Genomic DNA, 13,244 nt, shown 5'->3' with positions numbered 1-13,244 from the left:
CGGGCTTTTTTAGCTCTGCGAAGTATCCTGAACAATCAGGCGGTAGCGTAGGCGCCGCGGCGTGCGTCGAGCGAGTAGACGCCGGGGCCGTTGGTGGCGAGCATGATGTAGGCGCCTGCCAGTGTGACGTTCTTCAGGAAGTTGACGAAGTTCAGGCCGTTGATCCAGCCATTTGCAGCGGCCGGGAAGTCCGGAACGTTGACTGTCGGCAGGTGGAAGACGATGCCGGTGAAGATGCAGAAGGCGGCGAGCAGCCAGCCGACGATGCGGATCTGGAAGCCGAGGAGGACGCAGACGCCGGTGACGAATTCGAAGGCGCCGGCAAGGTAGGTGAGAAGCGTGGCGGCGGGCATGCCGGCGCCAGCGATCATGCCGGCGGTGCCTGCCGGATCGGTCAGCTTGCCGAAACCAGCGAAGATGAACATGAAGGCGAGCAGGATGCGCGCCACGAGGATGATGACATTATTGGTGTTGGACATGACGGTCTCCAGTAAGGGTGGTCGGCACCGTGAGTGACGATTTCTTGGGACCGTTATTCGCGATTTCGATGCGATTGAAAAGATAAACAATTGCGCACGATTAGTTCACTATTGTTGAACAGTGATGGGCTTCGCTCACTCTTCCCATCCGTGCGCTATCGGTTATGGTGACGCGAATTCAATGCCAAATCATGATTTTCGGAAGGAAACCCTTATGGCCGATCTATCCTCATTTCCGATCACGAAGCGCTGGCCCGCCAGCAATCCGGATATTATCCAGCTCTATTCGCTGCCGACGCCGAACGGCGTCAAGGTTTCGATCGCGCTCGAGGAGCTTGAGCTTCCTTACGAGCCGCACCTGGTTTCCTTCGGCAGCAACGACCAGAAATCGCCGGAATTTGTCTCGCTGAACCCGAACGGTCGCATTCCGGCGATCATCGATCCCAACGGTCCCGGCGGCAAGCCGATCGGCCTGTTCGAATCCGGTGCCATCCTCGTCTATCTTGCCGAAAAGACCGGCAAGCTCATCCCCAAGGATGCGGCCGGGCGCTATGAGGTGCTGCAATGGGTGTTCTTCCAGATGGGGGGCATTGGTCCGATGTTCGGCCAGTTCGGTCACTTCTTCAAATTCGCCGCCGATAAGGTCGCCAACAATTCCTATCCGGTGGAACGCTACCGCGATGAGGCCAAACGCCTGCTCAGCGTTTTGGAAGACCGCCTGAAGGGTCGCCAGTGGATCATGGGCGACGAATACACCATTGCCGACATCACCACCTTCCCCTGGGTCCGTGGTGTCGACGTCTTCTATGGCGGTCGCGAGGTCCTCGAACTCGCAAGCTTCCCCTCGGTCATGGACTGGGTCGAACGCGCGACAGCCCGCCCGGCGAGCCAGCGCGGGCTGAATATTCCGAAGCGGGATTGATCGGCTCCAACTGCGTCGAGGGCAGGTCAGGCATGTTCGCCTTTGCCGCACCTATATGCCTGGCCCCTCACCCCAGCCCTCTCCCCGCAGACGGGGCGAGGGGGCGCTCTCGTGTTTGCGCCGGCATCGCGTTTAGCAATGAAGCCAATAAGTTTAAAGGACGAGACTCCCTCGCCCCGCTTGCGGGGAGAGGGTGGGGGTGAGGGGCCAGGCACGCAAGTGCGACGATGATGGGCTCACCTGACCATCATCATAACAGCCTCTACTGCCGGGTCGCCAACTGGCTGCCCGGCTCCAGCTTGAAGCGCGGGAACAGGAAGACCCCCACCATGCTGCCGGCATGCTTTCCTTCCGTGCCGATCGATTCTCCGACGCAGAAGATCGGCTGGCGGTGGCCGCTAACGCCAAGTGCCATCGTGGAGTAGCAGAAGCTGGAGGAGATGGTCGCCGCCTGCTCGAACAGGTCGAGAATACGGGTGCGATCATAGGCGTCATAGCAGTGCATCAGGCTCAAAAGGCCACATTCCGATGATGTAAGCCCGTGCAGCATGGTGCTCCACTGACCGAGCTTGATGATGCCGCTCGCCAGATCGCCGGTCCAACTTTCCGAGACGCAGAACTGCGCCAGCAGATCAGGATCGTGACCATTGAACTCCAGGGATCCCGGAGCAAAAGGTGCGGCAAGGCTGGCTTTGGCGATCTTGAACAAGATGTTCCCCCACTTGAGACGCGGGTTCCCCTGCGCGCGCTTCAATCGAAATTCCATGCACTATTGGACGGAACGGCGTCGACATATTGCTACAACTATGGGCTGCCGAGATCGCCTTTGCGCAAACCCATCTGCATCAGGCGTACTCCAGGACTGCTAACTTAGTTCATCAAGTTAACTTAAGTATTAAATTGAGCGTATTATCTATCGAAAATAGTATGACTATACTGGATTGCGTCCGATGCATTAAAGGCAAGTAGAACCCATGTTTTCAGCAGCAATCCTCACTCAAATCTCTGCGCCGCGATTTATAGAAGTTTTTCCGAAAACGGCAATGGGGCAAACTCTGTAAATTCCCACGGGTATGAAATCTTATGTTGCAAGTATCGCAACCGACTTGGCCCAAATAAAAAGGGCGGCCCGAGAGCCGCCCTTTCATCAATTCCGGATGCCGGATTGAACAGTCATAACAAGGCTAAGGCCTTATTACATCATGTCCATTCCACCCATGCCGCCCATGCCGCCAGGCATGCCGCCAGGAGCGTCCTTCTTCGGCAGCTCGGCAATCATGGCTTCGGTGGTGATCAGCAGCGAAGCAACCGAAGCTGCGTCCTGCAGAGCCGTGCGAACGACCTTGACCGGGTCGACGATGCCCATGGCGATCATGTCGCCATAGACGCCCGTCTGAGCGTTGTAGCCCCAGTTGTCTTCGTTCTTGTCGAGGATCTTGCCGACAACGATGGAGGCTTCATCACCAGCGTTTTCAGCGATCTGGCGGCAAGGAGCCTGGAGAGCGCGACGAACGATGTTGATGCCGGCTTCCTGGTCGTCGTTTTCACCCTTGACGGAGATCTTGACGGAGGAGCGCAGCAGAGCCGTGCCGCCGCCCGGTACGATGCCTTCCTGAACAGCAGCGCGCGTCGCGTTCAGAGCGTCGTCGATGCGGTCCTTCTTTTCCTTGACTTCAACTTCAGTCGAGCCGCCAACGCGGATGACGGCAACGCCGCCAGCGAGCTTGGCAAGACGTTCCTGCAGCTTTTCGCGGTCGTAATCGGAAGAGGTTTCTTCGATCTGAGCCTTGATCTGGGCAACGCGGCCTTCGATGTCGGACTTGGTGCCAGCGCCGTCGACGATCGTCGTGTTTTCCTTGGAGATCGAAACCTTCTTGGAACGGCCGAGCATGTCGAGGGTAACCGACTCGAGCTTGATGCCCAGGTCTTCGGAGATGACAGTGCCGCCCGTCAGGATGGCGATGTCTTCCAGCATGGCCTTGCGGCGATCGCCGAAGCCAGGAGCCTTGACGGCAGCGATCTTCAGGCCGCCGCGCAGCTTGTTGACGACGAGCGTAGCAAGAGCTTCGCCTTCGACGTCTTCAGCGATGATGAGGAGCGGCTTGCCGGTCTGAACGACGGCTTCGAGAACCGGGAGCATTGCCTGCAGGTTCGAGAGCTTCTTCTCGTGGAGCAGGATGTACGCGTCTTCGAGGTCGGCGATCATCTTTTCCGGGTTGGTCACGAAGTAGGGGCTGAGGTAGCCGCGGTCGAACTGCATGCCTTCGACGACTTCGAGTTCGGTTTCAGCGGTCTTGGCTTCTTCGACGGTGATAACACCTTCGTTGCCGACCTTCTGCATGGCTTCAGCAATATCGAGACCGATCTGCTTTTCGCCGTTTGCGGAGATCGTGCCGACCTGTGCGACTTCTTCCGAAGTGCTGATCTTCTTGGCCTTGGCCTGGAGATCCTTCACGACTTCAGCAACGGCGAGATCGATGCCGCGCTTCAGGTCCATCGGGTTCATGCCGGCTGCAACTGCCTTGGTGCCTTCGCGAACGATGGCCTGGGCGAGAACGGTTGCGGTCGTGGTGCCGTCGCCGGCGATGTCGTTGGTCTTCGATGCAACTTCGCGAAGCATCTGGGCGCCCATGTTTTCGAACTTGTCTTCGAGTTCGATTTCCTTGGCGACGGTAACGCCGTCCTTGGTGATGCGCGGTGCGCCGAAGGACTTGTCGATAACGACGTTACGACCCTTCGGGCCGAGCGTTACCTTGACTGCGTCGGCGAGGATATCGACGCCACGAAGCATCTTTTCGCGAGCGGTGCGGCCGAATTTTACTTCTTTAGCTGCCATGTCTAAAAACTCCTGAATTCGCGTTATCCGGGTTTGTGGCCCGTCAGCTGTATCGGAAAAGGGGAACCGGCTGGATTAGCCGATGATGCCCATGATGTCGGCTTCCTTCATGATGAGAAGGTCTTCGCCATCAAGCTTGACTTCGGTGCCCGACCACTTGCCGAACAGGATGCGGTCGCCAGCCTTGACGTCCAGGGGGACGATCTTGCCGGAGTCATCGCGAACGCCGGAGCCTACGGCGACGATTTCGCCTTCCTGCGGCTTTTCCTTGGCGGTATCGGGAATGATGATACCACCCTTGGTCTTTGCTTCGGACTCGACGCGACGTACGACGACGCGGTCATGAAGGGGGCGGAAATTGGTGCTTGCCATTGTCTAATCCCTCGATCAAATGACTTCACGGATCAGCGGGGGATCCGTATGGGGCTTGTTAGCACTCAGCCTCGGCGAGTGCTAGCGACGGAGATTTAGGGTTGGGCTCCAAGCGAGTCAAGGACGCTCGTGACGAATTTTTTAGCGAAAAGCCAAGGCAGGGCGCGATGACCGGCGCGATGGGAGTTTCCACGCCAGGCGACATAGCGCCAAAACCGGCCTTTTCTGAGGCCGTCAGCGTCTGGGCGCGCATCGGCATTCTGAGCTTCGGCGGCCCAGCGGGGCAGATCGCGCTGATGCATCGCGTTCTGGTCGATGAGAAGCGCTGGGTCGATGAAGAGCGCTTCCTGCATGCGCTGAGCTACTGCATGCTGCTGCCGGGACCGGAGGCGCAGCAGCTCGCCACCTATATCGGCTGGCTGCTGCATGGCGTGCGCGGCGGCCTGGTCGCCGGGCTGCTGTTCATCCTGCCGGGCTTCGTCGTCATCCTGGGGCTTTCGGCCTTCTACGCGCTGTTTCATGATACGAGCCTGCTGGCGACCGTCTTCTTCGGCATCAAGGCTGGCGTGCTGGCGATCGTGCTGCAGGCGCTGATCCGGCTGAGCAGCCGGGCGCTGAAGACGCGGTTTCATGTCGGCGTCGCGGTCGCCAGCTTCCTTTTGCTCTTCGTTTTCGACCTGCCGTTTCCGCTGGTGGTGCTTCTGGCCGGACTTGCGGGCTATGGTCGGGTACTCCACCGCGCCTACCGTGATGATCAATGGCGTCCGCGACTGCCTCGGCTCGCCCTTGCCGGCATCGGCAAGAGCGTTCTGCGAAGTGTCCGCGTGCGAAAAACCCTTCTCACGCTTCTATGCTGGCTGGCGATCTGGCAGGCGCCGCTGTTGCTGATCCACGGCCTCGATGGTCCGAAGGATATCATCGCCGAAACCCTGAGCGGCGAAACCAATGTCTTCGGTGCCATCTTCTCTTTCTTTTCCCGCATGGCGGTCGTCACCTTCGGCGGCGCCTATGCGGTGCTGGCCTATGTGGCGCAGACGGCGGTGCAGCATTATGCCTGGCTGCGGCCGGGCGAGATGCTGGACGGGCTGGCATTGGCGGAGACGACGCCGGGGCCGCTGGTGCTGGTCCTCTGTTTCGTCGGCTTCATGGCCGGCTTCCGCAATCCCTTCGGCTTCGATCCGCTGACGGCGGGCTTCCTCGGCGCCAGTCTCGCGGCCTGGGCGACGTTCGCGCCGAGCTTTCTCTTCATCTTTGCCGGCGCGCCCTATATCGAGCGGCTGCGCGGTCACGCCGGCCTGTCGGCCGCTCTTGCGGCGATCACCTCGGCGATTGTCGGGGTCATGACCAATCTGTCGCTCTGGTTCGGCCTGCATGTGCTTTTTGCCGATGTCGGCCGGCTGGTCCTTTGGAGTCGCCGCGTCGGGGTCCAGGGTAGCGACTACGTCAATGTCCCGATCGCCGGCATCGCCTGGCCGACATGGGCGACGCTCGACGTCTCGGCACTGCTGCTTTTCATGCTTGCCGTCGTGCTGGTCTTCCGCCAGAAGGCAGGCGTGGCAACCGTGCTTGGTGTCTCCGCTTTGGCCGGCTGTCTGCTCCGCCTTGCCCATTGAGGCGCATGCGGCGCGTGTGCAATGCAAAAACCTGCGCTGCGCTCTTGTAATTTGCTAGCCGGTTTGCGATGTCAGCCCGTGATTTCTTTGAGTGCGAGGACTGCATGGGCAAGCGTATCGAAAGCTTTCGCGAGATCGGCGGACATTATGATGTCGCGCTCTGCGATGTCTGGGGTGTGCTGCACAATGGCGTCTCCGCCTATCCGGACGCGCCGGCCGCGCTCGAGGCGGCACGCGGCGAAGGCCTGACCGTCGTCCTCATCACCAATTCCCCGCGCGTCGCGCCGAGAGTGGTCGAGCAGTTGCGCCAGATCGGCATTCCCGACAGCGCCTACGACCGCATCGTTACCTCCGGCGACGTCACCCGCCGCCTGATCGCTGAGGGACCGAAGAAGGTCTTCCTGCTCGGTCCCGAGCGCGACACCGGCATTCTCGAGGGGCTGGACGTGGTGCGCGTCGAGGCGGAAGAGGCCGAGAGCATCGTCTGCACCGGCTTCTTCGACGACGAAACCGAAACGCCCGACGATTATACCGAGATGCTGGCAGCCTGGGCGGCTCGCAAGGTGCCGCTGATCTGCGCCAATCCCGATCTCGTGGTCGAGCGCGGTCACCGCATGATCCCCTGCGCAGGCGCCATGGCCGCCTATTACGACCGCCTCGGCGGAGAGACGCGGATTGCCGGCAAGCCGCATCAGCCGATTTACGATGCCTCGATCGCAGCCGCCCGCGAGGTTCGCGGTGAATTTCCGCTGTCGCGCGTCGTCGCCATTGGCGATGGCATGCCGACCGATGTGCGCGGCGCGCTCGATTACGGTCTCGATCTTCTTTATATCAGCCATGGCATCCATGCCCGCGAATATGTCGTCGACGGTCACACCGACGAGGCAGCGCTTGGCGCCTTCCTGGCGCGCGAACAGGCGTCGCCGAGGTGGTGGATGCCGCGCCTTGTCTGAGGAGAGTGGCAGCAGATGACCGTTTTCCATCGCAACGAGACCCGTGAGCCGCTGCCCGATAATCTGAAGGGCGGCGTCATCGCCATCGGCAATTTCGACGGTGTGCATCGTGGCCATCAATCCGTGCTTGATCGCGCGTTGGAGATCGCCCGGGAGCGCGGCGTGCCGGCACTGGTCCTGACCTTTGAGCCGCATCCCCGCACCGTCTTCAAACCCGACCAGCCGGTTTTCCGGGTGACGCCGGCGCCGCTAAAGGCGCGCCTCCTCGAGGCGATGGGTTTCAGCGCCGTCATCGAATATCCCTTCGACCGGGCCTTTTCGCAGCGTTCCGCCGATGAGTTCGTCCACTCCATCCTGATCGATTGGCTGCATGCCTCCGAAGTCGTCACCGGCTTCGATTTCCATTTCGGCCACGATCGTCAGGGCGGCCCGGCCTTCCTGATGAATGCCGGCAGCAAGCATGGCTTCGGCGTGACGCTGATCGACGCCTTCCGCGATGAAAATGCCGATGTGGTCTCGTCGAGCCGCATCCGGACATTGCTCACCGAAGGGGAGGTGGCCGAGGCCGCCGGCCTGCTCGGTTATCGCTATACGGTCGAAGCGGAAGTGATCGGCGGCGAACAGCTTGGCCGCACGCTCGGTTTCCCCACGGCTAACATGAGGTTGCCGCCTGAAGTGGAGCTGAAACCCGGTATCTACGCCGTCCGTTTCCGTGCCGCCGATGGCGTCATCCGCGATGCCGTCGCCAGCTATGGCCGGCGTCCGACGGTGACCGACAATGGCGCACCATTACTCGAAACCTTCGTCTTCGACTTCAGCGGCGATCTCTACGGCCAGATCTGTTCCGTCTCCTTTTTCGGTTATCTTCGCCCCGAACTGAAGTTCGATGGCCTCGATCCGCTGGTGGCGCAGATCAGGAAGGACGAGGAAGAGGCGAGGGCGCTGCTTGCCGGCGTCCGCCCACTCGGCGACATCGATCGGGCCATCGCCTTTTCCTGATGTTACGCAAGGGGTTGGGTAGGCGAAACGTGCTGCACCGCAGCATTTTTTTGCCTTGAGCCAATCGTCATATGCGTTAATCCTTATCCGTGATGAGGCGTGAGTCGGCGCGCCAGTCTCCGAAAGGCACTCGAAATGGATAAACGCTTTGGAACGGCGGCCTGCTGGCTGCTCGTCATTCCCTATATCGGCCTGCTCTGGGTCCCCTTTTACAACAGTCACGATCCGGTTCTCTTCGGTTTCCCCTTCTTCTATTGGTACCAGCTTGCCTGGGTACCGATCACCGCTTTCCTGACCTGGATCGCCTACCGGAGCATGCGCCATGATGACTGATATCGACCCGACGGCACTTGCCGTCTTCATTTTCTTCATGGTGCTGGTAACCGTCATGGGCTTTGTCGCCGCGCGCTGGCGCAGGCCGAAGACCCTTGCCAGTATCGACGAATGGGGCCTTGGCGGCCGCAACTTCGGCACATGGATCACCTGGTTCCTCGTCGGCGGCGACTTTTACACCGCCTATACCGTCATTGCCGTCCCGGCCCTGGTCTACACGGTCGGCGCCTACGGCTTCTTCGCGCTGCCCTATACCATCGTCGTCTATCCCTTCGTCTTCATGGTGATGCCGCTTCTCTGGAAGCGCGCAAAGGATCATGGCTACGTCACGGCGGGCGATGTCGTGCATGGCCAATATGGTTCGCGGGCGCTCGAACTGGCAGTTGCCGCGACCGGCGTCATCGCCACCATGCCCTATATCGCCTTGCAGCTTGTCGGCATGACGGCTGTGTTCAAGGCTCTGGGCCTGCATGGCGAATTCCCGCTCGCCGTCGCCTTTATCATCCTGGCGCTCTATACTTATTCGGCGGGACTTCGCGCCCCGGCGCTGATCGCCTTCGTCAAGGACATCATGATCTACATCGTGGTGATCGCCGCCATTGCGCTCATCCCGGCCAAGCTTGGCGGCTATGCCAATGTCTTCGCCTCCGCCGATGCGGCTTTCCAGGCCAAGGGGGCTGGCAGCCTGGTGCTCGGCGGCAACCAGTATGTCGCCTATGCGACGCTGGCGCTTGGCTCGGCGCTCGCGGCCTTCATGTATCCGCATACGTTGACCGGTATTTTCGCCTCCAACAGCGGCAACACCATCCGCAAGAATGCGGTGTTGCTGCCGGCCTATACGCTGCTGCTCGGCCTGCTGGCCCTGCTCGGCTATATGGGCCATGCGGCCAATCTGAAGCTGGATAGCCCCAATGATGTCGTGCCGGCGCTGTTCCAGTCGCTGTTCTCCAGCTGGTTTGCGGGTTTCGCCTTCGCGGCCATCGCCATCGGTGCGCTGGTGCCGGCTGCCGTGATGAGCATTGGCGCTGCCAACCTCTTCACCCGCAACTTCTGGAAGGCTTACATCAATCCGCAGGTGTCCGATGCCGGCGAGGCGAAGGTCGCCAAGATGACCTCGCTGGTCGTCAAGGTCGGCGCGCTTCTCGTCATCATCTTCCTGCCGACGCAGTTCGCGCTCGACCTGCAATTGCTGGGTGGTATCTGGATCCTGCAGACGTTGCCGGCGCTGGTTTTCGGCCTCTATACCAAGTGGTTCCGTGCACCGGCTCTGCTTGTCGGCTGGGTCGTCGGTTTCTTCGGCGGTACCTATCTCGTCTGGGATGCCGGCTGGAAGCCGCTGCACATGGTCTCTCTCGGGGATACGAGCTTCACCGTCTACACGGGACTGCTTGCGCTGGCCGCCAATATCGCGGTGTCGGTGATCCTCAACGCGGTCATGCCGGCCCGGGCGACGGCACGCGCCTGATCGGGCCGGCTCCTCAATCAGCCGCGGGTGGAAACGCCCGCGGCTTTTCTGTGCCTTGTTGCGGTGGAATCCTCTTCCTTTCCGCTCAAAAAGCGCTTATGAACCGCCCATTATGACCCAATTTCGGCTGAGCCTATCGATACGAATTATTGGCCCGGCCTTCCGCGCGCTTTAAGCTGCCGGAAGGTCCGGGTTCCTGGCGCCCGTTCCCGAGGCGCTACCGCCGCCGAAAAAATCCCCTTATGGCTGCGCCTTCTTGGCGCGATATGCCCGAGACGCCGAGGCAATTGTCTGAACCATGACCGATACCGCTGAAAAACTCGACTATTCGAAGACTCTCTATTTGCCCGAGACCGATTTCCCGATGCGCGCCGGCCTGCCGCAGAAGGAGCCGGAGCTGGTCAAGCGCTGGCAGGAGATGGACCTCTACAAGGTGCTGCGCGCGTCGGCCGCCGGCCGCGAGAAATTCGTGCTGCATGACGGCCCGCCCTACGCCAATGGCAACATCCATATCGGCCACGCACTGAACAAGATCCTCAAGGACGTCATCACCCGCTCGTTCCAGATGCGCGGCTATGACAGCAACTACGTTCCGGGTTGGGACTGCCACGGCCTGCCGATCGAGTGGAAGATCGAGGAAAAATACCGCGAGAAGGGCAAGAACAAGGACGAGGTTCCGGTTAACGAATTCCGCCAGGAATGCCGTGACTTCGCCGCCGGCTGGATCAAGATCCAGTCCGAGGAGTTCAAGCGTCTCGGCATCGTCGGCGATTTCGAAAATCCCTATCTGACGATGAACTTTCACGCCGAATCCCGCATCGCCGGCGAGCTGCTGAAGATCGCCAAGACCGGTCAGCTCTATCGCGGTTCGAAGCCAGTCATGTGGTCGGTGGTCGAGCGCACGGCACTTGCGGAAGCCGAAGTCGAATATGCCGACGTCGAGAGCGACATGATCTGGGTGAAATTCCCGGTCGTGGAAGGTCCGGCGGCGCTTGCCGATGCCTTCGTCGTCATCTGGACCACGACCCCCTGGACGATCCCCGGCAACCGGGCGATCGCCTATTCGTCGCGGGTCTCTTATGGCCTCTACGAAGTGACGGAAGCCGCGAATGATTTCGGTCCGCGTCCGGGCGAAAAGCTCGTCTTCGCCGACAAGCTTGCCGAGGAAGCTTTTGCCAAGGCAAAGCTGCAGTACAAGCGCCTGCGCGACGTGACCGCCGAGGATTTCGGCGCGATCATCTGCGCCCATCCGCTGGCTTCGCTCGGTTATGACTTCAAGGTTCCCTTGCTCGACGGCGATCATGTTACCGACGATGCCGGCACCGGCTTCGTGCACACCGCACCCAGCCATGGCCGCGAGGACTTTGACGTCTGGATGGCCAATGCCCGCGAGGTGGAAGCGCGAGGGATCTCGTCGCGCATCCCGTTCCCGGTCGACGACGCCGGCTTCTACACCACTGACGCCCCCGGCTTCGAGGGCGGCCGCGTCATGGACGACAACGGCAAGAAGGGCAATGCCAACGATCTCGTCATCAAGGCGCTGATCGAGACCAGCACGCTCTTCGCGCGCGGACGTATGAAGCATTCCTATCCGCATTCCTGGCGCTCGAAGAAGCCGGTCATCTTCCGCAACACGCCGCAATGGTTCGTCTACATGGACAAGGACCTTGCCGACGGCACGACGCTGCGGTCGCGCGCGCTGAAGGCGATCGACGATACCCGTTTCGTGCCCGCTAGCGGCCAGAACCGCCTGCGCGCCATGATCGAGCAGCGCCCGGATTGGGTGCTCTCGCGCCAGCGCGCCTGGGGCGTTCCGATCGCGATCTTCGTCGACGATGACGGCGAGATCCTGCAGGACGACGCCGTCAACGCCCGCATCCTTGAAGCTTTCGATGCCGAAGGCGCTGACGCCTGGTTTGCCGAAGGCGCGCGCGAGCGTTTCCTTGGCGAAAAGGCCAACGAGCCGTGGACGCAGGTCATGGATATCCTCGACGTCTGGTTCGACTCGGGTTCGACCCATACCTTCACGCTGGAAGACCGTCCGGACCTGAAATGGCCGGCGGACGTCTATCTCGAAGGCTCAGACCAGCATCGCGGCTGGTTCCATTCGTCGCTGCTCGAAAGTGCGGCGACGCGTGGCCGTGCGCCCTATGACACGGTCGTCACCCATGGTTTCACCATGGATGAACAGGGCCGCAAGCAGTCGAAGTCGCTCGGCAACGTCGTTGCGCCGCAGGATGTGATGAAGGACAGCGGCGCGGATATCCTGCGCCTCTGGGTCATGACCACCGACTACTGGGAAGACCAGCGTCTCGGCAAGGCGATCATCCAGACCAACGTCGATGCCTATCGCAAGCTGCGCAACACCATCCGCTGGATGCTCGGCACGCTGGCGCATGACAAGGGCGAAGTGATAGCCTACGCCGATATGCCGGAGCTGGAGCAGCTGATGCTGCATCGTCTCGCCGAGCTGAACGAGCTCGTGCGCGAAAGCTACGACGCCTTCGACTTCAAGCGCATCGCCCGCGCCCTTATCGATTTCTCGAATGTCGAGCTTTCGGCCTTCTATTTCGATGTCCGCAAGGACGCGCTTTATTGCGACGCCCCGTCGAGCCTGCGCCGCCGCGCGTCGCTCGCCGTCATCCGCACGATCTTCGACTGCATGGTGACCTGGCTTGCGCCGATGCTGCCGTTTACGACGGAAGAAGCCTGGCTGTCGCGCAATCCGTCGGCGGTCTCCGTGCATCTCGAACAGTTCCCCGCCGTTCCTGCCGAATGGAAGAACGAGGCGCTGGCCGAGAAGTGGAAGAAGATCCGCGCCGTGCGCAGCGTCGTCACCGGCGCGCTCGAAATCGAGCGCAAGGACAAGCGTATCGGCTCCTCGCTGGAAGCCGCTCCCGTCGTCTACGTCGCCGATCCGGAGCTCCTGAAGGCGCTGGAAGGGCAGGACCTGGCGGAAATCTGCATCACCTCCGGCATCGCCGTCAACGCTGGCGAAGGCCCGGCGGATGCTTTCCGTTTGGATGACGCCGCCAAGGTAGGCGTCGTGCCCGCACTGGCGGAAGGCCGCAAATGCGCCCGTTCCTGGCGCATCACCACCGATGTCGGCTCCGATCCGGACTATCCCGACGTTTCGGCGCGTGATGCAGCAGCCCTGCGCGAGCTGGCGGCCGTCAACTGAAGAAAATTGCCGGGTGAATTGCCTTCGAGGCGTTCATCCGGTAAAAGCTGCCTGAAAATGGCCCGATTTTTGCGGCAGTTGGCATGAATTG

General features: G+C 61.0%; 11 protein-coding genes. 7 read left to right on the top strand and 4 right to left on the bottom strand.

Going from position 1 to position 13,244, the window contains the following annotated elements; genetic code table 11:
• Positions 1 to 35: 35 nt before the first annotated feature.
• Positions 36 to 479, bottom strand: a complete 444-nt coding sequence (locus tag EX00_RS23920; protein ID WP_047463676.1) for a DoxX family protein — start codon at positions 477 to 479, stop codon at positions 36 to 38.
• A gap of 214 nt (positions 480 to 693) precedes the next feature.
• On the opposite strand from EX00_RS23920, the gene EX00_RS23915 reads away from it, so the two are divergent.
• On the top strand, positions 694 to 1,401 hold the full coding sequence (locus EX00_RS23915) for a glutathione binding-like protein (protein WP_047463673.1): 708 nt from the start codon (positions 694 to 696) through the stop codon (positions 1,399 to 1,401).
• Between the two features lie 262 nt (positions 1,402 to 1,663).
• Here the strand turns inward: EX00_RS23915 and EX00_RS23910 are convergent, their stop codons facing one another.
• The 3 genes from EX00_RS23910 to groES all read right to left on the bottom strand — a co-directional run bounded on the left by EX00_RS23910 (position 1,664) and on the right by groES (position 4,609).
• Positions 1,664 to 2,167, bottom strand: a complete 504-nt coding sequence (locus tag EX00_RS23910; protein WP_047463671.1) for a hypothetical protein — start codon at positions 2,165 to 2,167, stop codon at positions 1,664 to 1,666.
• A 429-nt stretch (positions 2,168 to 2,596) separates the two neighbouring features.
• On the bottom strand, positions 2,597 to 4,237 hold the full coding sequence (gene groL, locus EX00_RS23905; RefSeq protein ID WP_047463669.1) for a chaperonin GroEL: 1,641 nt from the start codon (positions 4,235 to 4,237) through the stop codon (positions 2,597 to 2,599).
• A 75-nt stretch (positions 4,238 to 4,312) separates the two neighbouring features.
• Positions 4,313 to 4,609, bottom strand: a complete 297-nt coding sequence (gene groES, locus EX00_RS23900) for a co-chaperone GroES (protein ID WP_034508496.1) — start codon at positions 4,607 to 4,609, stop codon at positions 4,313 to 4,315.
• Between the two features lie 167 nt (positions 4,610 to 4,776).
• Here groES and chrA point away from each other — a divergent pair, with 167 nt between their 5' ends.
• The 6 genes from chrA (at position 4,777) to ileS (ending at position 13,153) form a co-directional block, all read left to right on the top strand.
• The gene (chrA, locus tag EX00_RS23895; protein ID WP_047463876.1) at positions 4,777 to 6,222 is read left to right on the top strand and encodes a chromate efflux transporter; all 1,446 of its coding nucleotides are present in this window, start codon (positions 4,777 to 4,779) and stop codon (positions 6,220 to 6,222) included.
• Between the two features lie 104 nt (positions 6,223 to 6,326).
• Positions 6,327 to 7,175, top strand: a complete 849-nt coding sequence (locus tag EX00_RS23890; RefSeq protein ID WP_047463666.1) for a TIGR01459 family HAD-type hydrolase — start codon at positions 6,327 to 6,329, stop codon at positions 7,173 to 7,175.
• Between the two features lie 15 nt (positions 7,176 to 7,190).
• Entirely contained in the window at positions 7,191 to 8,174 is a 984-nt protein-coding gene (locus tag EX00_RS23885; RefSeq protein WP_047463665.1) for a bifunctional riboflavin kinase/FAD synthetase, read from the top strand.
• Positions 8,175 to 8,309: 135 nt separating this feature from the next.
• Positions 8,310 to 8,507 (top strand): DUF3311 domain-containing protein, encoded by a 198-nt coding sequence (locus tag EX00_RS23880; protein WP_007699805.1) that lies wholly within the window; start codon positions 8,310 to 8,312, stop codon positions 8,505 to 8,507.
• Positions 8,497 to 9,972 (top strand): monocarboxylate uptake permease MctP, encoded by a 1,476-nt coding sequence (gene mctP / locus EX00_RS23875; RefSeq protein ID WP_047463663.1) that lies wholly within the window; start codon positions 8,497 to 8,499, stop codon positions 9,970 to 9,972. Before EX00_RS23880 ends, mctP begins: the two co-directional genes overlap by 11 nt.
• 298 nt (positions 9,973 to 10,270) lie before the next feature.
• Positions 10,271 to 13,153 carry an isoleucine--tRNA ligase gene (gene ileS / locus EX00_RS23870; protein WP_047463660.1) on the top strand — a complete coding sequence of 961 codons (2,883 nt, stop codon included), beginning with the start codon at positions 10,271 to 10,273 and terminating at the stop codon, positions 13,151 to 13,153.
• The last annotated feature ends 91 nt before the right edge of the window (positions 13,154 to 13,244 follow it).

This window comes from Martinezella rhizogenes (assembly GCF_000799715.1).
GTDB classification, from domain to species: Bacteria; Pseudomonadota; Alphaproteobacteria; order Rhizobiales; family Rhizobiaceae; genus Rhizobium; species Rhizobium rhizogenes_C.
Note: the sequence above shows the minus strand (reverse complement) of the source record. Positions and strands in the feature narration are given on the sequence as shown.